Raw genomic sequence first — 25,992 nt, forward strand, 5'->3', positions numbered from 1 at the left:
CAAGCCGTAGCGGGGTGTTCCTCCTTCTTTTCGGTGCTGGGGGCTGTGTGAGTGGAGCAGCCCGGCAGCCCATGGTTTTCGCGCGCCGAAGCAAGCCCGGGAAGAGGGGAAGCCGTCTGCGAAGGGGGCCGTCCTCTCTCCGCGCCGCTTTTCTGCGCCGCTTATATAAGTATACAAGAAAGCCCCGTGGAAAGCAAACAAAATCTGTGCTTTTCCCCAAAAATATTTTGCTCTGTTTTTGTTATTTATGTATGAGACGTGAGATGCCGATATAGTCTATAATCATGATGACACAATCCGCCGAAAAGCGCTTCGGAAAAGCGCCGGTTATCGGCTGTCAGCGGGAACCGCCCCGCAGCAAGGAGGCCGTATGTCCAGACAGGAATCCACCGAACAGTACCTCAGAGCCCTGAAGCTGGGCCGCAGATGCTATAAGGACTGTGTGCTCCACGGGCACTACCCCTATCCCCAGGTTCTGGATGAAATTCTGGAGGGAGCGGTGACGGCAGGTCAGGTGGACCTGGGCGTTATCGAGATACCCACGGACCACATCGCCGGCACCAAGACCCAGGGCCGCCGCTCCGCCTTCGCGGCCAACTTCATGCCGCTGATGGAGACGGATTCGGAATTCGCCGCCAAGTGGATTTCCCTCTGCGCAGACCACCTGGGAGACGAGGGCATCCGGGACCCCATCCGCTGTTATGAGTACCTGGGCCGCTTCTACGTTCAGGAGGGCAACAAGCGGGTCAGCGTTCTGAAAAGCTACGGCGCTCCCACCATTCCCGGCTATGTGGTCCGGATGATTCCCGTCTGGTCTCAGGACCCGGAAATTTTGGCTTATTACGAATTCATGGAGTCCTATAAGCTGACGAGGCTTTACCGGGTGTCCTTCAGCCGGGCGGGGAGCTTTGCAAAGCTTCAGGCGGCCCTGGGCTTTGAGCCGGACCACGTCTGGACCGAGGATGAGCGCCAGCACTTTACCGCCGGGTTCACCTATTTTCAGGACGCCTTCCGAAAGCTGGGAGGCGAGAGCCTGCCCATCACCGTGGCGGACGCCCTGCTGGTCTGGCTGAAAATCTACGATTTTGAGGACCTCCGCACCACCCCCGCCGCCGAGCTGGTGAAAACCCTCAGCGCGGTCTGGCAGGACGTAAAGGTTCTGGGCACCGAACAGCCCATCTCCGTTGCCACGGAGGAGGTGGCGGAGCCCGCCGGGGAGCCGGGCCTGCTGGGCCGCCTCTTCAAGCCCAAGCGGCTGAATGTGGCCTTTCTCAACGAACACCGGCCGGAGGAAAGCGACTGGGCCCGGGCCCATGACCTGGGCCGGCAGTATCTGGAGACGGTGATGGAGGACCTGGTGACGGTGCAGGTCTTCAACGGAATCCAAAGCGGCGCGGCGGCTGAGGAGGCCATCGACCGGGCTGTAGAAAACGGGGCGCAGGTGCTGATTACCACCACGCCGCCCCTCATCGGCGTGTGCCGGAAGGCGGCGGCCAAGTATCCCGGTCTCCGCATTCTGAACTGCTCCGTCTCCATGCCCTACACCGGAGTCCGGACCTACTACAGCCGCATCTATGAGGGAAAATTCATCACCGGGGCCATTGCGGGCGCCATGTGCCCCAGCGGACGGATCGGCTATGTGGCCAGCAGCCCCATTTTCGGCGTTCCCGCCAGCATCAACGCCTTCGCCCTGGGGGCCCGGCTCACCAATCCCCGGGCCCGCGTCCGCCTGCGCTGGTCCTGCATGGAAGAGCATGCCATGGAAACGCTGGCCCGGGAGGGCACGGAGCTGATCTCCAACCGGGACATCCCCACCCCCGACCGGACCCGGGAGCCCTGGGGCCTGTGCCAGGCCCTGGAGGGGGGACGCTTTCTCTCCCTGGCCTCGCCCTACTGGCATTGGGGCAACTTTTATGTGAAGCTGGTCCGCAGCATCCTCAGCGGCGGCTGGGACGCCCTCAGCGCCCAGAATGCGGGCCGGGCGGTAAACTACTGGTGGGGCATGGGCAGTCAGGTCATCGGCGTCCTGCTGCGGGAGGACCTGCCCGCAGGGGCCAGGCAGCTGGCCGAGATTCTCTACCGGGGTCTGGCAGCGGGAGCCATCCATCCCTTCCAGCGGCCCATCCGCTCCCAGGATGGAACACTGCAAAGCGACGGCAGCCGCTGGTTCACCCCGGAGGAGATTCTGCATATGAACTGGCTCTGCGACTGCGTGGAGGGGTCCATCCCCGCCTTTGAGGACCTTCTGCCCTTCGCGCAAAATCTTGTGCGCCTCCAGGGCCTGGACCGGGACCGTATTCCGCCGGAGAAAGAAGGGACCATTCTGTGAAGCTCCTGCTGCTTTCTGACAAGGAAAGTTCCTATCTCTGGGACTTCTACCAGCCGGGCCGCCTGTCTGAATACGGCCTGATGCTCTCCTGCGGAGACCTGAATTCCAACTATCTCTCCTTTCTCGTCACCATGGGCCGGGCCCCCCTGCTCTATGTCCACGGCAATCACGACAAGGGCTATGCCAGCCGTCCCCCAGAGGGCTGTGACTGCATCGAGGACCGCCTGGTCACCGTCAGGGGGCTTCGCATTCTGGGCCTGGGGGGAAGCCCGCTGTACAGCGGAGGCCCCCACCAGTACACGGAACAGCAAATGGCCCGGCGGATCCGGCGGCTGTGGTTTCAGCTCCGCCGGGCCGGTGGAGTGGATATCGTCCTCACCCATGCCCCGGCCCAGGGCTATGGGGACGGGGAGGACTACGCCCACAGGGGCTTCGCCGCTCTTCTCCCTCTGCTGGACCGCTACCGGCCCCGGTATCTGATTCACGGCCATGTTCATATGAACTACGGCGCGCAGATGGAGCGGATTCACCAACGGGGGGAGACCACCATCATCAACGCCTATGAGCGCTATGTTCTGGACATTCCGGAGGACAAGCCCTGATCAGAAAAAGGAAGCTCCAGGCCGCAAAGGCGCCTGGAGCTTCCACGCTTCATCTGTCCGTCAGGACTCCATATGCCGCCCCAAAAAAGCGGCTATGGTCTGGGCCAGCTTGTATTCCGCGTCGCCGGTGGCGATGCCGGGGGTGGTGCCCACAAAGAGGACCAGGCCCAGCAGGTCCCCCTCGGAAAGAATGGGGGCGGCCACATTGGTCATCAGCTTGTCGCTTCCGTCGGTGACGGGAATGGGGTCTCCGTCACCGGCGTATTGATAGATGCGGCGGCTCTCCATGACCTGCTCCAGCTCCGGTGTAATCCGCTTGCCCATCAGTTCCCGCTTGCCGCCTCCGGCTACGGAGATGACTGTGTCCCGGTCCGTTACGGCGCAGATGGAGCCGGTGGAGCGGCTCATTGTCTCACAGAGCTGTCCGGCGAAGTCCTCCACGCCCCCCAGCAGGGAATATTTTTTGAAAATGACCTCGCCGTCCCGGCTGGTGTAAATCTCCAGGGGGTCGCCGTTGCTGATAACTTTGACAGTGAAAATTTTTCCCCGGCGGTGGTCGCTCTCCTGGGTGATTTGGACTTCATAGGGGGATTTTGGTGCTTCCAGGGGAATGGAGGCGGGGGCCAGGGCGGCGATGGCGGGACCGCTGTCCTCCCATTCGTCGGAGCGGAGCAGAGCGTCGATGTCACTTTTCAGCAGGACTTCAATGTGGTCCTCGAACACCCGGATTTTCTGAATGATGAGCTGGAGATCGTTCCGGTCCAGCTTGGGCTTGGCCAGGATGCCGTCGAAGACCTCCAACGCCGTTTTTGCTGTCCGGTTCACTTGGATGATGGTGTTCCGTTTGTCCACCGTCATGGCAATCTGGTTTTGGATGCCCTCGATGCGGCGGAGGAGGTCGCTCTCCAGCTCATCATAGGTTTCCTCCAGAACCTCCTCCCGGTCCGGGTGCTTCATGATGTCCCGGATGCGCTGGCGCTTTGTGGCTTTCAGCTCCTCCTGAAGGTCCGCCAGCACCGCTTCCAGATTGGCGGCGCTCTGTTCGGTCTCGGCCACGTCCTCCGCCTCCCGGGCCAGGTCCGCGTTGAGCCGGTCCAGCATGGCGGCGGAGTTGTCTTTGATCTTCCGCACGTAAAGCTTCAGCAGCTCATCCAGCTTGTCCACCCGGATGTGATGGCTGGTGCAGCCCTTCAGCCCCCGCTTGTGGTACTCCCCGCAGCGGTAGGCGTCCTTGATGTCCCGGCGGCTCATGGCGAACATGGGGGAGCCGCAGTCGCCGCACTCCAGAAAGCCGGAGTAGACATTGTCGTACTTCTTCTGCCCCCGGTAATGGGCAGTGGAGCGGCTTTCCCGCAGGGCCCGGGCTGTGGCAAAGGTCCGGTAGTCGATGATGGGCTGGTGATGGCGCTCGATGACGATGTGGTCCAGCTGGTCCCGCTTCACGTCCCTGCCGTTGATTTTTTTCCGGGTGTACTTCCCCTGCCGGAGGGTGCCGATGTAGAAGTCATTGTCGATGATACCCTGAACGGTCACGATGGCCCAGGTGGGCTTGACGGTCCGTTTATACTCCTCTCCGGCGGCCTCCTTCCTGTCCCGCTCCGCCATGCGGGGGGTAGGGACGCCCTGGTCGGTAAGATAGTTGGCAATCTTTTTGTAGCCCCAGCCGTCGATGTAGAGCCGGAAAATCTCCCGGACGATCTCCGCCTCGGTGGGGACAATCTCAAACTCCTGCCGGGGGCTGATGATGTAGCCATAGGGGGCGGCACAGAGCCACTTGCCATCCTGCTGACGTCGCTTGATGACAGATTTCACCTTTTTGCTGGTGTCGGTGACGGGCATCTCATTGATGAGAAACTGGAACTGAATTTTCAGCCAGTCGTCGTCGTTGGGAAAGTCGATATTGTCCCCGATGGAGATGATGCGGACGCCTGCGTCCCGCAGGTCCTCCAGCTCCACCAGGCCCCGGGAGTTCCGGCGGGAGAAGCGGGAGAAGTCCTTGATAATGAGGATGTCCTTTCGGTGGTCCATCAGCTCCCGGCGCAGGGTCTGGTAGCCGGGCCGCTGGTCGAAGGTGTAGCCGGACTTGTCCCGGTCCTCGAAGAAGGTCAGTGTGGAGTCGGGGAATTTCTGCCTCACGAAGTCCTGGATGATGGCCTTCTGGTTTTCGATGGAGGTGTTGTCCCGGTCCAGCTCCTCGTCCACGGAGATGCGGCAGTAGCCGGCGATGTCAAAGCGTTCAATCATTGGTCTCACCCTTCAGGTATTTCGCTGTCTGGCGGTCAAACTCCGAGATGTAGTCGGCGTCCTGCCTTTTGCGGAACTCCGCATAGATGTCGCCGACCTTCTTCTCCGCCGCCTCCCGGGAGATATGTCCCTTATCCTCCAGGACTTTCCGACGGTTGTTGGCAAGAAAGCGGTCCGTCTCCGCCAGCCAGTCCTTCATGGACATGGGGACCTCGTCCTCCGCCATGAGCTCGGCGTAGTCGATGAACATGGTCACCAGGCGGTTGAGGCGGGAGAGTTCTTTTTCGTTCAGGTAGTTTTTGGCAACCAGTGCGTCGCTTTTCAGTATTTTTCCATCCGGCGCGCCTTTCCAGGTTGTCAGGCCCATGGTAGGGCTGTCCAGGGTTGCCCGCTCAGAGATCAGCTCCGCCGCCGTTTTACCGGTGACGGCGAAGTGGAGCTTGTTCTGAACGAAGGCGTAGAATGCCCGGGTGGTGTCGCTGTTTTTGTCATAGTCGTAGCTGCACTGCTCAAACACGTCCGCGATTTTCTGATAGGCCCGCCGCTCGCTGGCCCGAATTTCCCGGATGCGCTCCAGTAGCTCGTCAAAATAGTCCCTGCCGAAGGGGCGGCCGTTTTTCATCAGCTCGTCGTTGAGAACAAAGCCCTTGGTGATGTATTCTTTCAGGGTTTTCGTGGCCCACTGGCGAAACCGGGTGGCCTTCTTGGAGTTGACCCGGTAGCCCACGGCGATGATGGCATCCAGGTTATAGTGTTGCGTTTTGTAATTTTTTCCATCTGAGGCAGTCGTCAAGAAATCCTTGACAACTGCCTCCTTGTCCAGTTCTTCCTCATCAAAGCAGTTTTTCAGATGAAGGCTGATATTTTGCTTTGAGGTCTCAAACAACTCCGCCATTCCCTTTTGCGACAGCCAAAAGGTCTCGTCCTGAAACACCACGCTGACGAATTCTTTTTCGCTATCGTTGTTGTAGAGTAGAATTTCTCCACTCTGTAAAAGTTCTTTTCCCATGCGATTTCCTCCATATCAATTTGAACTGCATTTCTGATTTAAATTACAGATAATATTGTATCACAGCCCGTGGGAAAACGCAACTGGAATCGCCGAACAGTTTTGTGCTGTCCGGCATTCCTCACCGGGATACCTGCCGCTTCCGGGCTTTCTCCCGCTGGACAGCCTGTTCGGCGGAACGGCGGCGGTTATAGCGAAGCAGGGCGCCCGTCTCCTCGGCCAGGTCCTGCCGACCGGAATAGAACACCGCCACGGTATATTTTTCCTCTGCGAACCTGCGGTATATATTTTGCAGGCGCTCTTGTACATCCTGGCTGGACTGGTCCTCGTGTGAGAGCCAGATGTCCACCAGCTTGCTTTCTCGATGGGTATTGATTTCCAACTGGGGTATCCCGTCCTTTCTCTGTGAATATTTGGAAGTATTTTCTTCTTTTCCAACGGCTTTTATGCGCTGAAATATTCAGAAAAAGGGCGGGTGAATCTGCTTGTCGATGGCTGGTGCCTCCTTTCGTGACAGTTTGGCCGATTAGATTTCACCAGTAAGAATGATTAAAATTCCTGTATACGTGCCCGCTGGGGCGCTTGTGTCCTTGTTTAGGATCGTGGCCTCCCAAAAAGAGGATGTCAATATGTGACACCCTCTTGACGCTTTTCCGCTCAATATGAGAAAATCAGGTGCATCATGCAACACCCTGATTTTCTGATTCTGTATCCAATTTTTCCTTCTGACAGGGCAAAAACTCATGCCTCAGGACATGCCCAATGGTTTGAAATACCTGCACCAGCTCATAGGGCTCCCTCGCAGCGTCCTCGATTTCCGTCGGTCTCATGCGAATGCCCTCTATCCAGCAACGAATGTTTTCCGAGGTGGGCGTCAGCAAGACCGCTCTCTCGTAAGCCTTACAAAACAGGGAGGCGACTTTCCCTCGCCGGTCAGTCTCGGCGTCGATCCGGTCGATCTCCCGCACAGCCGCAATCATTTCGGCCGCAGCGGTTTCCCGCTCCTCTGTCGGCAGCTGCTGGACGGCCTTTAGGAATCTTCCAGCCCCGATTGACAGACACTTCCTTCCGCTCCAAAGCGTCCTTTAGAGCCTGAGGCGCTTCCTCAGACAACCGCGCGATCCGGCCCATGGTCTGTTCCCTGATTCCGACGGCCTGGGCCATCTCTTTTCGGGTATCCACCGGCGTGTGATCTTCTGATGAATTCACCAAAAGGTCTGTCCGGCGGCTCTGACGGACTTTGGCTGCTGTCTCCAGCTCTGGTTTCAGCTTCAATGCGATCTGCCCTAGCTCCCAAAGGGAAAGATTCCGCCGTCCCCGCTGGGTCCCCAATGCCCATTGCTTCGCCTCCAGCAAATCATAGAAGGAAAATACCAGCATCCTGAACGGCAGGCTATGTTTTTCGCAGATTTGAAAGCGGTTGTATCCGTCGACGATGACCAGCTCCTCATTGACGACAATGGGCGCATAACAGCCGTTTTCCAGAATATCCCGCTCCAACGAAGAAAACTGCTCCACGCTGAGAAGCGGGAGCAGTTGTTCCATCTCCGGCAGGACGACGGGCGTCCGCTGGCTGCTTGTGTATTCGGTTTCTGTGTTTCTCAAATCACCATTCCTTTCAGTTTGATTTGTGAGCATTTGCCGGGGATTTGCCGTTCTACCCAATCCGGTTCCTGGCAGGCAACCTTGCTTGGCGCTGTGCCGTGTGCTTTCCCTGGCTTGCCCGTTCAAACTGAAGTCATGGCAAACTTCCCCGAAAAGTATCTGATTGGACAGTCATGCACCTGTACCCCAGGCACAGACGTGCCTGGGGTACAGCATAAACCTGTTATTAAAATCCGATCTCTTTCGAGAAAGCCTGCTAGAATAAAACTGAGTAAGACAATCATTTCCAATTATGTTGCTGTAGTGTTGAGTATAGCGTCTGCGGAAAAATTTGTCAACCTCATTATGTTCTTGATTTTTCCAGTCTCTGATAATACGCCTCCAACTTCTCCTCGCAGATTTGCTCGATCTCCGCTTTTTCTTCCCCGCTCAGCCGTTTCCACACAGACTCGTCCACTTGGACAATTCCCAAAGTCCGGGTGTGCCGAAGCATCTGCATGTCCTCAAACCGCTTGAAGGGGTTGGCCAGGACATTCCGCTGGGCCTCGCTGTTGGTGTATCCGCCCTTGGCAAAGATGCTGTTTGCCTTTTCCACGGTCAGTCCGGCGGCCCGCCGTCCCTCATAGTAGGACCGGAAATAGTCCGCGATGTCCGACAGCTTTACTCGGCCCTTTTCGTCGGCGTACCGCAGAACCGCCTTGATTAAGACTGGCTTGTAAGAGTAGCTCATATCCATTTTCCGAACCATGTCCAGAAACAGGCCCTTCCGGTTGGAGTCGTCGATCAGTGTCCAGCCGTATTCTTTTGCGTACTTCTCCAGGGTTTCCTCCTTGAAATATTTGAAAACCCGATGCTCGCTCATGGGCACCGCCAGATCCGGGACCAGCTTGCCCTCCCGGACGTAGCGCTCGATGGTCTCCGCCTGCACGTCCACCCGGCGGACAAACTCCATCTGGGAGATCATGCCCTCCGCTTCTTCCTGCCAGTTGAACACGTCCACCAGCTCGTAGTCTGTGGCGCCGATGGGCCAGTCCAGTAGGGCGGTGGGCTTCTCCCGGCGATCATAGAGGGCGTTCTCCGCCGCTCGTTTGTCCCAGGGCGAGAGAACTAACTCCCCCGCCCGGTATTTCCGCAGCTTAAACAGGCGGTGCAGAGACATGGGCATATTGTACTGGCTGGCGTTGTCCACGAAGTCAAAGACCATCAGGCTCTCCTTGCCCTCGTAAAGCCGCATTCCCCGGCCCAGCTGCTGGGTATACAGCACCCGGGACATCGTAGGCCGGGCCATGAACAGCGCTTCGATTTCCGGGCAGTCCCAGCCCTCGTTCAGCAGGTCGCAGGCACAGAGCACCAGGATCTCCCGTTGGATGAATTTGTCCTGGAACTCCTCTCGTTCCGAGCGTTTCATGCCGCCGGACACTGCAGCGGCGGGGACTCCAGCCTCCCGAAACAGAGAGGCAATCTCCTCTGCGTGCCAGACTGAGGCACAGAACACCACCGTCCGCCGCCCCTGGACATATTGGATCCAGGTATCCACGATCAGACGGTTCCGCCCCGGCACATAGATTTTGGTTTCCAGGTCCCGGATGTTGTAGCGGACGCTGTTGAACCGCACCTTGGTCAGGTCGATGTTGGTGTGGATGCGGATGCACCGCACCGGCACCAGCTCTCCCAGCTCCACGGCGGTCTGGATGTCCAGCCGGTGTGCGGTGTTTTTAAAGATATCCAGGATGCTCCTGTCATCATTCCGCTCCGGCGTGGCAGTCAGGCCCAGGGTAAAGGCGGGCTTGAAGAACGCCAGGACCTTTTGGTAGGTATCTGCCGCCGCATGGTGGGCCTCGTCAATGATAAGGTAATCAAATTCATCATCCTTGAAACGGTCCAGATGCAGGGCCACGCTCTGCACGCTGCCGCAGACGATGTGGGCCTCCGGCTCCTTGACGGCCTCCAGATAGCGGCCTACCGCCGCCTTGGGCCATAAGGCCCGGAATGTCTCCGCCGCCTGCTCCACCAGCTCCTGGGTGTGGGCCAGGAACAGCGTCCTGCCGCCCAGGCGCTTGGCGTCCAGCACCGCCGTCACGGTCTTGCCGGTCCCCGTAGCGTGGCAGAGCAGGGCGATGGTTTCCCCGCGGCTTCGCATAAACTTCAGAGCGTCCAGTGCCCGGCCACGTTGGGTGGGCAGGTAGTCCTCAATTTCCTGAAGCCGGGGACGGCTGCCCAGGAAGAGCCGGAGTTCGTCCTTTATCAACTCCGGCTGGAGCTGCATCTGCCGCACCGCCCAGCGGTATACGTCCCAGCCCATGTAGATCATGCTGTTCTGCTTCAGCAGGTCATCGTAGAACTTGCCGGAGGCCACCAGACTTTTGTGGTGGGAGCCCTCATCGTCGATTTCAATGGCCACTCGGCGGTCGTTGTTTTCCAGAACGAAGTCGGCATAGCGGCTGTTCTGGTAGACGTCGTAAAAGTGATATTGGGAATAGAGGTATCCGGCCTTCTCGGCGCCGAAGGCCTCGCTGAACAGTTCGATGAAAAGGTCTTCGGCCCTGCTGCCGGAGGCGGAGCGGGGAACGGGCATGGCAGTCACCTCATTTCTCCAGGACTTCTTTTAGAAGTATCTTCTTCTCAAAGCCGCCCCGTTTGGCGGCCTTCTCCTGCCGGACCTGCTCCAGTTCTTTCCACGTCTAGCCCCTGGCCCGGACGACGGCCCGCAGAACCTCCAGCAGGTCGGCCAGCTCATCCAGGGATTTGCTCTCCTGGTACTCGGCCAGTTCCTCGTTCAGCTTGGCGTCCAGCGTCTCCAGATATTGCTCACTAGGCAGAATTTCTGTCACACAGGTCTTGCCATCAGCCAAAATGATCTCTGGAATGCGGTCGCGGACTAACTTATGATAGGTTTTGGCTTTCATAGTAGAATTACCTCAAAACGAGTCATCTATATTGGGCAATCAGGACAAAAAGCTCTCCTGCTCAATGGTAACACCACGGTTCAGTATTTCACAGATTGCACTCTCAAATATAGGATATGTCCCCTCTGCCAGTACTTGTTCCAACTGCCTCAGATACTTTACTGGTCTCTTTAACCCATTGTGGGAATACTCCGCAACATCTTCTCCAGACATTCGCATTGGCTGAACACCCGGAAAAATCTCCTGCAAATGAGCATACATCTGAAAACCACCCAAATCAATATCTGCCCAAAAAAAGGTTTGCGTACCTTTGGATACTGCATCCCGAATTTTTGAAAACAATTTTCTTTTCTGGGGACTAAGGAAACCGCCATGATACACAGCCAGGGTATCCGGTTTCAATTCAGAGAGTAAATATTCATCATAATTTGTCTTATTTTCAATAAATATAATACTTTGGACATCGCTGAGATCAATTTTTGTGATAGAGTCTACCGCTGTACTGGGCAGGGCTATTCCGTAAGGATACGTTGCACCGACATTTACCGTTCCTGCCGGCATCGTAAAGGCGCAGTTGCCGGAAAGCTCATAAAGCTCCGGGCGGGCATAGATCCCGAGATAAGCCAGCTTATCCCGGAGCCCCATATCCGTGTGTTCACAGGCTTCTGCCAACCCCGGGTGAAATTTTTCGGCGATACGAAGAAACGTATCACGAACCTCCCGCTCGAAGGTTTTGCTGTTATGGTAGCACTTGCTGCTGAACGCCCGCATGGTGATGGGTTCTCCGTGCAGGAAGTCATATTGTACCAGCGCGGACAGCAGATCAACCAGAAAGCCGGTATCTTTTCTGCAATAACCCGGAACTGTACATGCGTCATTTGCATTTGCGCATATATTATCCCGCCAGGCGGCAATCCAGGCCGTTTCTACCCCGTCTAAAGCGCTTTGTACCATCTGTTCCACGATCTCTACCTGCCGTCTGGGATGTGTCCTGCCGGTCATTTGGTAGCAGCGCTCTACTTGATCTAAATTAAGGATAACCACCGAAAGGACGGGCCGCCCTTTCAGCCATTCAGCCGAAATCAACTGCTTCTGTTCTAATTCCTGCGCAGCCTGATTGAAGGCATCCCGGATGCTGGCTGTCTCATACTTGTATTCCGGCAGTTCTTTCTTTTCGATGCGCAGCATAACTCGCCTGTTGGAGCTCCCCGGCTCCAGCAGATGCTTGCTTTTTTCGTACTTATCCAGCAGGCGGGTGAGGATAATCCCCTGTTCCATCAACAGCCCATCTCCTTCCGCCAAGGCATGACGTGCATTTGGTACTTTTCCTTTAAAACCAGAAGCGTTTTATCCGCCAGGGGCATAATGTCAGGAAGTTTGTCCGGCGGAGTACAGATAATCGCCTGCAAGCCCATCTTCCGGAGAAGACGCACGCTTTCAATGATACGGTCACTGTCCATTTTATTGAACGCTTCATCAAACACTACCAGCCGGACTGTGTTGCTGGCTAGCGGCGAGAGGTTATTCACTTGGTAGAGTTGGGCGAAGGAAGCCAGCACAGCGATATAAAAGGGGGTCTGGGTTTCACCGCCGGATTTTGTGTTCAGTGTCTGGGACAGCAGCTGTTTGGAACCGTTTTGGTCGGTAGTCTCTAGGTCAAATTTCAAATAGGTGCGGAAATCGGTGTACCGCTCAATATTCTGCTGGAGCTCGCTCTGTTTTCTGGCGTTGAGCTGTGTGTCGTCAGACATGGCCAGACGGCCAAACAGCTCCTCAATCAAGGGCCCGTACTTTTGCTGGAAGGGCATGGCGAACAAACCTCCCTCCCCCTCCATCAGCTCCGGAGACATAATCATATCGTAGTACTCCGCATAGTCAGGACTCCGATCCGCCCGGAATTGATATCGGTCTGTGCCAAATTGCGTCTGTTTCAGTGCTTTGTTCAGGCTCTTTACCTGGTCCTGCACCTGTTCGATACTGGATTTTAATTTTGCCAAAAAGTCGTTCTGGAACTGCTCCATGGCGCTCTCCCGGGCAGCCTTGATTTTTTCCCGATACTTTGGCAGTTCGCTCTCCTCCAAAAACTTTTGTTCCTGTTCAAATTCGTCGTTGGTCATCGCGTCTGTCCGGAATGAACAGGGTTGAAACGCACTGACATAGTCGGCCCGGGCCTGAAACAGCTTCTGCTGAGAGATACGCTGTTCATTTTGAGTCTGCACCAGGCGGTCACCGAAATTCTTAGCCACAGCGGAGGCTCGTTTCAGCCGGGTGAACTCCTGCTGATAGCGGGGGCGGCCTATGTTATCCACAAAGTCTTGTGTAAACTGCTCCCTCAGATCATCCTCTCTTGCGTTCAGTTGTTGGTACAGGTTTGGCAGCTCCTCATATTCCAGTCTGCGGATACGTTCTCTCAAGCGCGCTTCCTCTCCGGTACAGTCCTGTTTTTGCTTTTCCAAGATTCCAATTTCCCGTTCCAGCAGGTTAATTTGTCGGCGTTGTTCTTCCAGCCAGAACAGGTCCAGACCGGACAGCTCCGTTTCCAGCCGCTCCAGTTCTTTTGTGATTTCTAATCCCTGCTGGTAATCAGCCCTTCGCTGCTCCACGGTGCTTTGCACAAAAAAACGGTTGAAGAGCACATCTCGCTCCCCTTGCTTCTTCAGTTGCGCCGCAATCGGAAGCCAAGCGTCGATTTCCTCCTTGGCCGCTTTCCACTCCACCTCCAGTCTGCTGATGCGCAGGGCCACCGCTCGGCGGCCAATGAAGGCATTTGCCATAAGATCTTTCCGAAGCGGGCGGACAACATAGCCCTGATAAAGCATTCCATCTGCGGTAATAGCCGTCCGATGTTTCCGGAGCTCGCTAACATGGGAACAGCACACCACACGGCCCAGGAGATAGTCGATATAAGTGCGTGCCAAATCATTCCCTGTTTCAATTTTCCTGGCAAGACTGCCGTCCTGGGGAACGATGTGTTCTTTTTCTTGCAGCTTGGCAATGTCTACTAAACCGAAGGAATGACCGCCGTAGTCTTGCTTGATTTGATTGTAAAAGGCAAGCGCGCGCTGATAGTGTTTCGGAGGGACCAGCAGATAAAATTTCTGCGCATTCAAATAGCCCTCTACCGCGCCTCTCCAAGGTTCCTCCATCTCCGGGATTTCCAGAACATCGGCTAGAATATCGATTTGGACATCCTGTCCGCACTGCCGGTCCAGCTCCGCAGAGAGCCTGTCCCGGAGCTGCGTCAACCCCCTGGGATAATCCTTGATGTTTTTGCGCAGATTGGCTAAATCAGCGTTTCGCTGATCTTGTTCCGCCTGGAGATGGGAAAGGATGTTCTCAATTTCAAAAGAAGTGTTCCGAACAACGTTCATAAACTCCGCAGAGGTCTCCTGTGCCTGTTCAAATAAGGTGGCCGGTTTTACAAAAATCTGTTCGCCACAGTTCAGAAACTTCGCATAGGTTCTTTGCAGCTCAACAGACATTTGAATCACAGGGCGCAGCGGCTGAACTTCCTTCCACTCCGAGATCTTTTGGCACAGGCCGCACAGCAAATCTGCTTCCCGCCGGATTTCCAACGCTGTACTCCGGAGCTGAGATAGAAGGCTTGCCTGCTCTCGCTGGAGCCGGTCTTTGTCGCCGCGCAGACGGTTTTCCTCCTGGGCAACGCTGCTTTGAACACAGGCCGCTTTCAGCTCATCCTGACGTCTCCGTTTTCTGTCAATCTCCTCGGAAACGCCAGCAAATTCGGCGGTAGCTTTTTTGGCCCCTGCCTCGCAGTCCTGTTTCTCCGCCTCGTAATGGGCGATTCTGCCCTCCAGGTCCTCCTTATGTGCCCACAAAACCAAAAAGGTCTGTTGGTTCCAGCGGTCGATAGCGGACTGCATCTCTCCATAGAGGCGGCTGATCTCATGGAGCCTCTTTAATTTCTCCTCCTGCCGCTGGGCAAGTTGTTCATGGCGTTTGTAGTCCCGGATATTTTGTTGCATGGCTTCGATGTCCGGCTTATCTGGAATGTCGCAGATGTTCTCCGTGATAAACTTTTGAATATCTGCAATGGGACGGAAAGACACCGCTTTTTTCAGCATCCGGCTGACCTGCTCGTTGTGGACGTTCCACTTTGCCAGCATATCGGTACGGTACTCCTTGTGGCTGTCGTACAGCTTTTGACGCAGGCTATACTGCTGCTTCAAATATACCCGAAGGCTGGGAATGTCCATGGCCTCCTGTCCCTCCAGGAAACAGCCCTCCGGAATGGTGCCGTCGTAAATAAAAAAGCGCTCCTGCCGACTCCCGTCGCTACGGCAGTCAAAGACGATCCCGGTCACAAAGGCGCTACCCTTCTCTTCATCCCAAAATTCACAGGCGATATAGCTGGAGAAATCTTTGCCCCGCCTGGAATAGGGGGAATTGCTGTCCATGTCGGCCCGCAGGTATCCGTCCAAGGTCCGCTGGGACTTTTCATTGGCGGCCTGGTTGAAATTCCTGGCGTTCATCTCACCCAGAAGAACAATCTGCAGCGCATCGATCACGGTGGATTTTCCCGCACCGTTTTTTCCGGTCAGGAAATTGATATCCTCCACCTCGATCAGCTGCTTTGAGAAATAGAGCCAGTTAATCAGCAATATCTTCTTCAGCTTCTTCACTGTCCTCCTCCTTTCTCAGCACCGACACCACCGCGTCCAGCTTCTCACTGGATACCACCGACAATACCGTGGGCAAAATCGCAAACTTACAGCTTCCCTGGCTGTATTTTCCCTCAATCCGTTGAATCACACAGTGGTTGTCCAGCAGGGTCAGCGCCCGCTTCACATCTTTCATGTTGGGCCGTGCCGAAAGGATTGCGTAATCCGTTACCACCTTTTCCAGCAGGTCTCTCACGGTGCAGATCGCGTCGTGCTCCAAACCCAGGCGCTCCTGATTTTCATCATATATCATACGGATCGCAAGCAAAATGGCAGTCTGATCTTTATCCAATTGACAGCGGTTAGCCTCATCCGTGTTAACGACATAGAAATAGCCATTGAAATCGTCCTTGCGCAGGTCCCAGTCCAACAGCGCCAGATATTCCCGCACCTCCGCATAGTGGCTGGACAGGAAGAGATAGTCCGGATTATTGACCCGGACTTTGTCAGCCCTGCACAGGGTTTTCACAAGATACGTCCGGCTAAGCAGCTGGTTGCAGACAGATTTAAACTGATCCAACTCTTTCTGTGTCGCTCCATTGATCCAGTCCACATTCATGTCTTTTCCTCCCTGCGTTTGATTTGAAGCCGGGGGATAGAATATCCGTTCTCCGAGTAAACTCCTTCCATCTCATGGACTGTGTAGGTGGAAAACCTGTCGTCGCCGGTCAACACGGCGAGCAGGCTCATGATGTACGCCTTGTCGTCCTTCAGATCCAAGTCCTCCGAATAGCACACCCCGGCCGCCCCCAGCCACTGCTCCACATAGGCAGCTATCGCACTCCTGCCATATTCCGAACGCAGTAGCTGTTGGGCCTGCCTGGCCATCTCCGGGTCGATTCTGTCCTCTTGGATCAGTACCGGAGCCGCCTTAGTCCGCTTGCCTGGACGCTTCCGGTACCAGACGCTTTTTTCCGAAAGGAAAGACTGCTCGTACAGCTGAAAGGCGGGCTGGATCTGCTCCACCAGCTCGGAGGCCCTTCGGTTTCTGGACAGTGCGGTCAGCAAATAGTTCAGATTGCCCCGGACATTGTGATCCCGGTTGGTCAGGTTCTCGATTTTTTGTGTGGTTGCCCGGGTGTACCGCCGGACCTGCTGGTCAATTTCATCCAGGAATTCATGTTCAATGTTGTCGTATCGCTCCTTGACCCAAAAGATTTTGCGCAGCAGGTCGCTCCGACAGGCGTTCAGATCACTCCCGCGTCTGTCCTGAAGGGCGGCGTTGGACATGGCGGTCAGCAGGGCGTCATCCTCCAACCAGCCGGACAGGATGGTTTGGATTGGAACCCGGTATTTTGGAACAGAATCCTTGATTTTTAAAGGGCGAATGTATGCCTCTACCACCTTCTGTCCAAAATCATCAAAGTGGGAGGCAAGAATCACGTTGACATTCTGCATATTGATTTGCCGCTGGAAAAAGTGCTTTACGTTGTGGTAGACCATTTGCAACAATTTAATTAGCGACTGCGTGTTATCATAGGCGCTGTAAACCGCCGCCATCTTGTCATAGACGCTGCTTCCCTCGCTGGCCACCTTCAATGTAGAATATGTGCCAAAGACGTAAGAGTAGCCCCACATGGGACTGTCGTCCTGCAGCAGGTGAAACAACTCCAGCAGCCGGCTGCTGTACCCCGGAACGGTGATATATTCATCAAAATCCTCTCCCCGCTGTTTCTCCAGCCATCCCTTGCTGTCCAGCTTCCGAATCAGAAATCTGGCACGACCGGAGACATCACGCAGCTCTTCCTCGTCAATATCTTCCCCCTCAAAGGTTGCCTCCGCCAGTTGCTGTTCCAGTTTGCCACGCAGCATGGAGTATAACGTCTCTTCCGGAATCTTTAGATTTTCCTGATACGACTCATAGAGGACATCCAGTGCGTCTGCATACAAACTCCGGTTAGGAGAAGCCAGGACAGAAAAAAGCTCATTGGGAACCGCGTCAAACAATTTCATATCTGATCCCCCTAAAGGAGTTGTCTTATGTTTGGAATTATAATCTTAAATGGAGACCGTCCAGATATCGTACTGGAAAACGGAACGCTATACGGCGGGCTGCACTGCGGCGATTGCTTCCGATATAATGACGGAAAATGGATTGATGTCCGGCTGGAATATAAAGACGATTGGATATTCGTTCACAATCAGGCATACCAAAAAATTATTTATGGGAAACAGGTCATAATTTAGATGGAGCCACCAAATAAAATGTCACATTCAGATCATGTTATAGTTTTGTAAAGAATTCTTCGTCTATCTCGTAATCTTTTACTTCCTTAACTCCAATGCCATACTCAGCCAGTTTGTTGATAAATTCTTCGCCGTCAATCAGATCAATCTGCTGCTTACCCGGAGAAGATGCCTCCTCAATCGCCGGTTTAGAAAATGAACCTGTTGTAATAAAAACAGCCTTTTCAATGTTGGTTGTCAGTGAGCCTCTAAAGTCCCGGATATCACCAGAACTAACCACACCTTGATATCGCTTGCACTGAAATGCAATATTAAAGCTAAATATTCCATTGATCCTAAGTTTACCTGTCCCATCAATCCCTCCGTCTCCGGAATTTTTGGTAACCTCCACTTGGGTAAACCCAGATTCGCGTAGCACTCTTTGTGTCAACCGTTCAAATGCATATGGATTCATATCAGTCAAAACTTTATGTAACTTCTCTCGCCAAGGGCGCACTTCTTCCGGTATGTTTTCAAGATCATCATTTATCGCGGCATTTTGGGAAGAAGTACTATTTTTGCGGCGGTTCTTCGCAATAGCATTTCCATCGACAGCAGCCACATCGGAAAATTCCGATGTGATGGACCATACGCCTCGTGCGCTGTTGGTAATCGCCCCATGCTTTTTCAGCAGTGTCCGTGCCCACGCCAATCTATAGTTTACTTCGCTCAAACTGCTACTGCTAAGATGTGGAATTTCCAGTACTTCATCTGAAATTGAAAGAAGTCCTGCCACTTTCTCGTTAATCTCCTCATTTTTTCCCGAACCGCCCAAATCTTTCAGGGCAGTATATGTTGCTGTGATAAGTTCTCCATATCTTGGCACTGTTTTTTTATTCGCCATAACAGCATTCTCCTAACGCTTCATAAACTGCGACCAACACAAACGGGCATATTTTCATATTATACGCTACAAATCGTTAGATTTCAACCTTTAGGGCCTGCTTACTGGAAGACCGCCAGACCTTACCGCTCTATGTTTTACTTGTTTTCCAGCTTCTCAAACTCCTCCAACTTCAGCTCTCGTTTCAGTTCTTCCTCTGTGGGCAGATAGGTATATACTTCGCGGCATAAATCTGCTGGTTATCCTCCGGCAAAATCAGCTGTACCAACGTGTCGCTTTTCTGTGCGCACAGGAGCAGTCCTACCGGTGGGTTGTCCCCCTCGTTTATCTGGTACCGGGTGTAGTAGTTCACATATATCTGCATCTGGCCGATATCCTGATGGGTGAGGAAACCCGTTTTCAGGTCGATCAGCACGAAGCAATTTAGGATATAGTTATAGAACACCAAGCCAATGTAGAAATGCTGCTCGTCCACATTGAAATGCTTCTGCCGCACCACGAAGGAGAACCCGCAGCCCAGCTCCAGGAGAAATTTTTGTAAATGGTCGATGAGAGCCTGTTCCAAACTGGACTCATAGAAATGCTCGTTAGCCGGGAGGTCCAGGAACTCCAATACATAGGTGTCCTTGATGATTTGCTCATACTCGGGCTTGGGCTCGGTGGTCTGAATCTCCTCCGCCACGCTCTCCTTGTCCCGGCTGGCCAAGAGGCGCTGGTAGAACATGGTGTTAATTTGCCGCTCCAGTTGGTAGGAAGTCCAGCCGGATTTTGTACACTCCTCCAGATAGAAAGCCCGCGCTTTGGCATCGGGTACCTTCATCAGAGAGCGGTAATGCGTCCAGCTCAATTCGGGACGCAGTGCGTCCTGAATTGGAAATGTGAGATAGAACCGACGCATATTGTGTAGATTGCTTAGATCAAATCCTTTTCCGAACTCCTTCGTCATCCGCTTGGAGATGTATTGCAGCACCTGTTTGCCGTAGGCCGCTCGGTCATTCTCCCTGCAGGCATCAGAAATCGACTTGCCGATTTTCCAGTATGCCGTCACCATTGCGGTGTTGACGGTTGTGTAGACCTGCCGCTGTGCCTCGATCACATAGTCACGGATGGAGCGGTAGGTATCCTCCTACTGCGGGACACCCGGCGCGTTCTCTCGTTTTGTCAAGTTGTTCATAGAGTGCATCCTCAGTTTCTTCAAAATCGCCTCATCCGCCGGACAAAATTCATACTGCGGAATTTCCTCTAGAGGCTGTTTTAAAACGAGCGGAATGCCGGATGGGGGCAAATTTTTTACCCAATAAGCATGTGATATCCGTAAGGCGGCAGAGCCGCCAACGGCTATCCAATCGTCAGATAAGGCGATTGGATGCGGGAATCCTGACGGATTTCAAGTCCAATCAACGCAGTCCTGGCGGAATAAGATACCACAAAACGGCGTTTTGACGGTTTTAAAACAGCCTCTAGCGTGATCCAGCGGATGTCGTGGTGCTCCAGCATCTGGGGGATACCCTCCGAAATTGCAGTATTGAACAGTGTCAACAGTGTCAGGTGTATATTCAGGTCCGGGTAATCGTGGTCCACCTCCATGAACACGTTGCCAACCGAGATAGTGACGGCCAATTCTTCCTGGAACTCCCGAATGAGAGCCTGTTTCTTTGTCTCTCCCGGCTCCACCTTGCCACCCACAAATTTCCCATTGCGGGAAGTGTACACTGGAGGTCTTGATTCATGCACATCGTGCAAAATGGCTCGAGGGCAATGGTGCGCTGGCTGGCGGAGAATAACATCACAAATGCCGTCGAAATTCAGGCCTTTGACCAGCTGGGCTACCATTTCCAACCCGATTTGTTCGAAAATGAGCATCACATATTTCTCAAGGACAAGACCTAAAAGCAGACCCCCCGCAGTTTTATGTGGGAGGTCGTTTTACTTATTTGCTCTCTTTGAGATATGCCAAGACCTCCGCCGCGTTGGTGTCCGACTTGACCTTGGGCATAACCTTCTCAACCACGCCGTTTTCATCAATGATAAATGAGGAGCGCACCACGCCCATACTCACCTTGCTGTAATTTTTTTCTCCTGCCATACACCGTAGGCCTGGATGGCGGTCAACTCCGGGTCGGAGAGCAGGATAAACGGCAGGCTATGTTTCTCCGCGAATTTCTGGTGGGAGGCCACGGAGTCCTTACTGATGCCGATCACCACTGCATCGATTTTCTTGAACTCCTCAAAGGCCCCGCAAAGGCGCAGGCCTGACGGGTACAGCCTGGTGTGTTGTCCCGAGGATAAAAGTACAGCACAACCGTCTTTCCACCGAAGTCAGACAGAGACACGGGATGGCCGTCCTTGTCTGGCAAGGTAAACTCCGGGGCTTTGGTTCCAATATCCAACATATTATGTTTCCTCCCTACTATCACTCAGGCCACTTCCAACTGCCTCATCACAGCTTGTTCAAGCTCTGCCATTTTTACAGAATCCGTAAGGGAGCCCATCCGGAAACGCAAACAGCTTTGGGGTATAGTGGTGAGCTGCTCTGCCAGAGCTGTGCTCTGCTTTTTCAGACCAAACCCAGAGACCTTCACATGGCACGGCATGGGCGGTCTGACAGAGGAGGTCAGTGGCACCACTGTTACAATCCTTGAATTCCGGTTCGTTAGGTCGCTGCTGATTACAATGGCCGGATGAGGGCCCCTCAGTACGTCTCCTCGGGAAAACAACAGGTTGACCATCCAAATGTCGCCTCTTTGAACGCGGTTTTTTCTCATAAAACGTCCTCCAATCCAACTTTTTGATAGAATTGTTCGCATACCCGCCGCCTTGACGCATTCAACACCTCAAGCTGCTCGTCAATGAGCACATTGGCCCCGCGAAGCTCAGAGGCATACTGGCTTTGCTGTACAAGCGGGATATAATGGAGCCGTAATTGCTCCAAATCCGCCGCGCGGATCATAGGAATACTGCTACCCATCTGGATCTGTTGAAGCATCTTCTGGCCAACAGGGCTCTGCAGAACATAATAGAGATACCATGGGTCAACCTTGGTGCCGTCTGCACGGATCCCCAAAAAGTCGTGGGAGAGATACAGGGGCACATCCTCCGAAATTATACAGAGTTTAATCGCTTTACCCTTACAGGAAATCAAAATATCCCCGACACGGATTTGATAGCGATCAGCATTTTCACGCCCCGAAAGATCAAAATGGGCAATATTGTCCATACAGATCTTCCCATTTTGAACGTCAGACAGCCGCAGCACCCCGGCGCCCTCCGCACTGCGGACTAGGTTGGCAACATTGATACCTCTATATATCTGGGCCACCTCTTTCATCCGGATGGCACTGCGGCTTCGACTGTCTCCAGCGTTTTGTACGGTATTGATATCCATATCACTCAGCCGGGTAGTGGGCAGATACCGTTGTGGGGACAGATTGAACGCATCCAATTCAAAGCGGTCTACCTGCCTTCCGCTTGTCCGTATCATAGGGAGTATGTCACTCCCCGAATGATGGAACATACTTCTGTTTTCATTCTTTTGCTTCCATAGACCAGGTGTGGGAAGCTCCATCATCCAAACAGTATCCCCCTGTTTCCGCCCCTTACGGAAAACCACTAAAGATGTTGCCGGCGCTGCCGGCCAAAACGGAACACTATTTTGAGGTAGTGCAATGATAGCATCTATCACATTTAGATCCAGCAAGTATTTCCGGAATGCTTGATTTTTTGCGTTGAACAACGCACCGTTTGGAATCCGGCAAACGCCAATTCCTGTTTTGTTCAATGCGCTGAGCTGGTGATAAGCATAAGACCAGTCACCGCCGCAGACAACCGAGTCGGAAACGAACACCTGCTCTCCACCTCGCAGCGAGGGGAACATGACGGACATATCCGCTTTGGAGGATATGTCTCGGGTGTTCAGGCAGTCTTCATTGGTCTGTTGGAATGCAAAGCCGTGCATTTTTGAGCGAAGGACAGAGAGATGGAACAACAACGGGTCTATCTCCTTGGTCACAACATGAAGCGGCAAGCCTTTTTTTCGCCTGTCTTGGGCAATCCTGAGCGCCATATTACCCACGCCTGCGGCGCCATCATAGAACGTGCCGGTTTTATCGCCCAGAAGCTCACAGGCCAGACGCTCCAACCACGTCGGAACGGCCAGTTCGGGACGACGAACCCGGCTGAGGTTGGGATAGACCAACCGATCTGTCAAGCGGCGTAATTTGTCCTTATCATCGCTAAACTGTGCCCAGTGGTAAAAGAGCTCCCGAAATGTATCTTCCAGTAAATGGGTTTGGGAATACTCCGCAAAAGACACTTCCGCCTCGGCATCAGTTTCTTTTAGACGATTGCGGACGGCGGCCTCAAAGTCCGCCTGGCAAAATGAGATGTTGCACAGGCTGTGGATTGTCTCTTTCTCCAAAAACCAGAAGCCAATACACAGTGCGATGGATTGGTCCAGCAGATCTGTCATGGCATAACCCCTGCCACGGGCTATGTTGAGTATACCACGTATGGGATCAGAATAGACATCGCGCATAGTAACACCTCGCCTTGTAGAGTAATTGCATTATTCTTTATAGCGATAGTGTAACACACCGAATGCTGGCTGTCAAGAGTAATCTAATTATTTTTTAATAAGCCTGCAAATAAACGAGCAGCCGCCATATTCGGCTGCTGCTCGTTAACCTAATAGCCTAAACAAGCGAATCTCCGGTACTGTGGAAAATCTGCTCCTGCATTATGAGCTGCCCGCTGAAAACCATGCTGTAAAAAGAATCTCTTTACCAATTCATGGATATAAACAGGCCAAAGGCAAATACGTACTCCCTTTTTGGTGGTATCTTATGTACCCCACCCCATCCGCTTCCCCAGCTCCAATATCCCGCGGCAGAACCGCTCCCACTGTTCCAATGTCTTCTGTGAGGGGTCGCCCTCCCGGATACGCATGGTGCGGCGAATTTCCTTGGGGATCACGACCCGGCCCAGATCGTCGATCCGACGCACAATTCCTGTTGCCTTCATATCAAAAACTCCTTTTGGCAGTGATAGTTGGTATGTCACTCTGGCAAAAGATAGTATCCTCCGTTTTTCCCGGCTTATGCCGGTGGAAGGCATGGTGATGTCTGGAAATCCGCGCCGCCGATGGTGACGCGCCGGAATCAGGCCCGGCCATGTTCTCGCTCCTTATGAAAGCGGTCAAACGTCTGATATTGCCGGCACAGTTGAAAACCGGCAGATACCGGTTTGAAAACAGCGATAAAACCGCTGATGAGTAATGGCTATAAGGTCCGCCGCAAGGCCGTTTTCCTGCACTGGGGCAGGGATTCGCCGGCGTCTGCACCAGTCCCAGCCAGCGGGGACATGGGCCGCAGGGAGGATTTCACCTGTGCAGTGTTTCTTTTTTCATAAAACCTCTTTTTTCCGTCTCCCGCCGGGGCGCTCCGTTACCGGAAGTCCCTCAGGCATTCGGCTGCAGCGGCATAGCCGGCGTCAATCCGCCGCCGGGTGAGGGCGGAGTCGATTTCCAAGGTCCCTCCCAGACTGGCGGACGGCCAGACGTTCCAAAGCTCCGCGCCGTTCCGTCCCGGCGCGGGCCCGTTCTCCAGGGCCTTGCCGTCCGCCGCGTCCCCGCGGTCCGGCTTCCTGGGGGTAAGGTGCACAACCAGAATCTTCCGGTATCCCGCCTGAACAAGGGGCGCATAGGGGCTGTTGTCCAGCACGCCGCCATCAATGCACAGGACGCCGTTCACCGTCTCAGGGGTGTACGCGCCGGGCAGCGCCGCGGAGGCCAGCACCCTGCGGATGACGTACTCCATAGGGCCCGGACTCCAGGGGTCCAAAAACGCGTATTCCGCCGAAAAAATAGAGGACAGTCCCTCTATTTTCTGCCGCCCCGGGACCTTGAAGGCTGAAAGGGAGACATATGCCAGCTTGTTCCGCAGGCTGTCCAGGGAGATGTTTTCCCGGATGATGCGCTCCAGCGTCTCCTTGCTGAACAGCCCCGCGTTTTCCTGAAAATCCCCCAGAAGCGCATCCGCAATCTCAAGGAGATCAGGGTGCTCCTGCGCGCCGGGCAGACAGGCCTCCAGATTTCTGGTCAGCTGCTCATTCCGCCGGAGCAGGTCTTCCTGGCGCATGCCAAGCCAGACCCGTTCCGCCCGCTCATAATCGCCCCGGGCAAAGAGGAGCGTATTCATAGCGCCCACCGAGGCCCCGGAAACGCCGGTGAACCGCTCCGTCCCGCCATGCTCCTCCAGCCACCTCCAGACGCCCAGCTGAAAAGCGCCCTTGGCCCCGCCGCCGCAGAACACAATCCCATAGTCCAGCCCGCCGGTCTCCTTCATCCGCCTGATCTGGGCCTGAGCATGGATGTCGGCCAGGACCGGCGAAAGAATCCGCTCCGCCGTTCCCGTGACACACCGGCCTGCGCCCCGCTCCTGAAGGCAGAACCTGTCCCGGGCCGGGTCCTGGGAGATTCGCCACCCGCCCCGCTCCAGCAGGGTTTTCCCCTCGCCCTCTTCACACCGGGCAGAGGAGGGGGCCGTGAAAACCAGCTGCCGTTCATAGAGCCGCCGCAGGTATTCCCCCGTCACGCAGAGGGCCCGGGGCGCCTCCTGCAAAAACTGCTCCAGCAGCCTTTCCGAGCTGTCCTCAGCCGGGCCCGGGGGGCTGTCGGGGCCGGCGCTCCGCGGACTGTCCTGTCCCGGAGACGTCCCCCTCTCCCGGGTCAGGAACTGGGGCAGCACCTCATTGGCGAAGATGGTCCAGAGAAGGTCGTACTGGGATTCCCTGATTTCTTTCCGGGCCTTACAGGTCCGGGGAACCGCGTACAGCTCCGCGAAATCCGCGTACTTGGACAGTTTCTCCTGATAGTACCGGGCAAAGGCCTCCCTATCTTTTTTACTCTGGTTCAGAGCCTTGCGTCTGGCCCTCAGCACGCACTTTTTAAAGCCGGCGCCGCAAATCAGGCCGAACCTGGAGCACGCCGGATCAGCGTTCCAGATGTTGACGTTGGCCAGCTGCTCCTTGGCAAGGTCGTGGTGTCCGATGATGATGACCCGGTTGCTGACCAGCTCCTGACGATGCTTGCAATAGCGGCCCGCCGTCATGAGACAGGCCTCCTGTCCCTGAGCTTCCAGATAATGGACGATATTTTCGGCGGCGGTTTCCGCCGTGCCGCCGTCACACACAACGATGATTGTATTCCTGGACGGGACACCCCCGCCCAGCGTGTTCACAACCTGCTCCTTTGCCTCATTCAGCACCGGCTTCACGATGTTTTTCAACAGGTCCATAGAATGCCCTCCCCGTCTGATCTCAAATTTCCGGCGGCCGGAGCCCGCGGCCACATGGCATCAGGATATCATAATTCTCCCGCATCCGTCAATATCGCCGGCACGCTTGAAATGCTGTCCGGATGTCCCTGTACGGCGGAGTCCGGACAGGACCCCGGTCCTGCCCAAAAAGAAAGGTCTCCGGGCACAGGGTCCGGAGGCCTTTCCTTTTTTGGCCGCCCGCAGGCGGCGTGCCGGTCTTTGTTCCGGCACA

19 protein-coding genes and 2 pseudogenes are annotated in these 25,992 nt (G+C 54.7%); 3 read left to right on the forward strand and 18 right to left on the reverse strand.

Annotated features, from left to right (window positions below; translation table 11 throughout):
* Positions 1 to 370 precede the first annotated feature (370 nt).
* Positions 371 to 2,329 (forward strand): BMP family ABC transporter substrate-binding protein, encoded by a 1,959-nt coding sequence (locus Q0063_RS06320; RefSeq protein WP_297871130.1) that lies wholly within the window; start codon positions 371 to 373, stop codon positions 2,327 to 2,329.
* Positions 2,326 to 2,931: a metallophosphoesterase gene (locus Q0063_RS06325; protein ID WP_297871131.1), complete on the forward strand. Its 606-nt coding sequence runs from the start codon at positions 2,326 to 2,328 to the stop codon at positions 2,929 to 2,931. Before Q0063_RS06320 ends, Q0063_RS06325 begins: the two co-directional genes overlap by 4 nt.
* 60 nt (positions 2,932 to 2,991) lie before the next feature.
* Here Q0063_RS06325 and Q0063_RS06330 read toward each other — a convergent pair whose 3' ends face one another.
* From Q0063_RS06330 to Q0063_RS06375, 10 genes are all read right to left on the reverse strand, one after another.
* Complete coding sequence (locus Q0063_RS06330; RefSeq protein ID WP_297871132.1) at positions 2,992 to 5,175, reverse strand: stage V sporulation T C-terminal domain-containing protein; 2,184 nt, start codon at positions 5,173 to 5,175, stop codon at positions 2,992 to 2,994.
* On the reverse strand, positions 5,168 to 6,184 hold the full coding sequence (locus tag Q0063_RS06335) for a virulence RhuM family protein (protein ID WP_297871133.1): 1,017 nt from the start codon (positions 6,182 to 6,184) through the stop codon (positions 5,168 to 5,170). The genes Q0063_RS06330 and Q0063_RS06335 overlap by 8 nt, the downstream gene beginning before the upstream one ends.
* A 121-nt stretch (positions 6,185 to 6,305) precedes the next feature.
* Positions 6,306 to 6,566 carry a hypothetical protein gene (locus Q0063_RS06340; RefSeq protein WP_297871134.1) on the reverse strand — a complete coding sequence of 87 codons (261 nt, stop codon included), beginning with the start codon at positions 6,564 to 6,566 and terminating at the stop codon, positions 6,306 to 6,308.
* Between the two features lie 551 nt (positions 6,567 to 7,117).
* The gene (locus tag Q0063_RS06345) at positions 7,118 to 7,789 is read right to left on the reverse strand and encodes a hypothetical protein (protein ID WP_297871135.1); all 672 of its coding nucleotides are present in this window, start codon (positions 7,787 to 7,789) and stop codon (positions 7,118 to 7,120) included.
* Between the two features lie 343 nt (positions 7,790 to 8,132).
* On the reverse strand, positions 8,133 to 10,364 hold the full coding sequence (locus Q0063_RS06350) for a DEAD/DEAH box helicase (protein WP_297871136.1): 2,232 nt from the start codon (positions 10,362 to 10,364) through the stop codon (positions 8,133 to 8,135).
* A gap of 106 nt (positions 10,365 to 10,470) precedes the next feature.
* The gene (locus tag Q0063_RS06355) at positions 10,471 to 10,695 is read right to left on the reverse strand and encodes a nucleoside triphosphate pyrophosphohydrolase (protein WP_367180341.1); all 225 of its coding nucleotides are present in this window, start codon (positions 10,693 to 10,695) and stop codon (positions 10,471 to 10,473) included.
* 39 nt (positions 10,696 to 10,734) lie between these two features.
* On the reverse strand, positions 10,735 to 11,973 hold the full coding sequence (locus Q0063_RS06360) for a Wadjet anti-phage system protein JetD domain-containing protein (protein WP_297871137.1): 1,239 nt from the start codon (positions 11,971 to 11,973) through the stop codon (positions 10,735 to 10,737).
* Complete coding sequence (locus Q0063_RS06365) at positions 11,973 to 15,338, reverse strand: ATP-binding protein (protein ID WP_297871138.1); 3,366 nt, start codon at positions 15,336 to 15,338, stop codon at positions 11,973 to 11,975. The genes Q0063_RS06360 and Q0063_RS06365 overlap by 1 nt, the downstream gene beginning before the upstream one ends.
* On the reverse strand, positions 15,307 to 15,936 hold the full coding sequence (locus Q0063_RS06370) for a DUF4194 domain-containing protein (RefSeq protein ID WP_297871139.1): 630 nt from the start codon (positions 15,934 to 15,936) through the stop codon (positions 15,307 to 15,309). The genes Q0063_RS06365 and Q0063_RS06370 overlap by 32 nt, the downstream gene beginning before the upstream one ends.
* Positions 15,933 to 17,330 carry a Wadjet anti-phage system protein JetA family protein gene (locus Q0063_RS06375; RefSeq protein ID WP_297871140.1) on the reverse strand — a complete coding sequence of 466 codons (1,398 nt, stop codon included), beginning with the start codon at positions 17,328 to 17,330 and terminating at the stop codon, positions 15,933 to 15,935. Before Q0063_RS06375 ends, Q0063_RS06370 begins: the two co-directional genes overlap by 4 nt.
* Positions 17,331 to 17,357: 27 nt before the next feature.
* Here Q0063_RS06375 and Q0063_RS06380 point away from each other — a divergent pair, with 27 nt between their 5' ends.
* The gene (locus Q0063_RS06380; RefSeq protein ID WP_297871141.1) at positions 17,358 to 17,564 is read left to right on the forward strand and encodes a DUF5348 domain-containing protein; all 207 of its coding nucleotides are present in this window, start codon (positions 17,358 to 17,360) and stop codon (positions 17,562 to 17,564) included.
* 37 nt (positions 17,565 to 17,601) lie between these two features.
* Here the strand turns inward: Q0063_RS06380 and Q0063_RS06385 are convergent, their stop codons facing one another.
* From Q0063_RS06385 to Q0063_RS06415, 8 genes and pseudogenes are all read right to left on the reverse strand, one after another.
* Complete coding sequence (locus Q0063_RS06385) at positions 17,602 to 18,447, reverse strand: restriction endonuclease (protein WP_297871142.1); 846 nt, start codon at positions 18,445 to 18,447, stop codon at positions 17,602 to 17,604.
* 184 nt (positions 18,448 to 18,631) lie between these two features.
* Positions 18,632 to 19,498: a YhcG family protein gene (locus Q0063_RS06390; protein WP_367180343.1), complete on the reverse strand. Its 867-nt coding sequence runs from the start codon at positions 19,496 to 19,498 to the stop codon at positions 18,632 to 18,634.
* Positions 19,499 to 19,785: 287 nt separating this feature from the next.
* Entirely contained in the window at positions 19,786 to 20,310 is a 525-nt protein-coding gene (locus Q0063_RS06395; RefSeq protein ID WP_297871143.1) for an NUDIX domain-containing protein, read from the reverse strand.
* Between the two features lie 67 nt (positions 20,311 to 20,377).
* Positions 20,378 to 20,840 (reverse strand): annotated as a pseudogene (gene bcp, locus Q0063_RS06400) (thioredoxin-dependent thiol peroxidase).
* Positions 20,841 to 20,864: 24 nt separating this feature from the next.
* The gene (locus tag Q0063_RS14715; RefSeq protein ID WP_367180342.1) at positions 20,865 to 21,254 is read right to left on the reverse strand and encodes a type II toxin-antitoxin system PemK/MazF family toxin; all 390 of its coding nucleotides are present in this window, start codon (positions 21,252 to 21,254) and stop codon (positions 20,865 to 20,867) included.
* A complete protein-coding gene (locus tag Q0063_RS06405; protein ID WP_297871144.1) occupies positions 21,209 to 22,915 on the reverse strand; it encodes an N-6 DNA methylase in 1,707 nt (568 codons plus the stop codon). Before Q0063_RS06405 ends, Q0063_RS14715 begins: the two co-directional genes overlap by 46 nt.
* 446 nt (positions 22,916 to 23,361) lie before the next feature.
* A pseudogene (locus Q0063_RS06410) lies at positions 23,362 to 23,466 on the reverse strand (AbrB/MazE/SpoVT family DNA-binding domain-containing protein); the annotation flags it as partial.
* A 422-nt stretch (positions 23,467 to 23,888) separates the two neighbouring features.
* On the reverse strand, positions 23,889 to 25,739 hold the full coding sequence (locus Q0063_RS06415) for a patatin-like phospholipase family protein (RefSeq protein ID WP_297871145.1): 1,851 nt from the start codon (positions 25,737 to 25,739) through the stop codon (positions 23,889 to 23,891).
* Positions 25,740 to 25,992: the final 253 nt, after the last annotated feature.

The organism is uncultured Oscillibacter sp. (assembly GCF_947654275.1).
Classification (GTDB): Bacteria; Bacillota; Clostridia; order Oscillospirales; family Oscillospiraceae; genus Oscillibacter.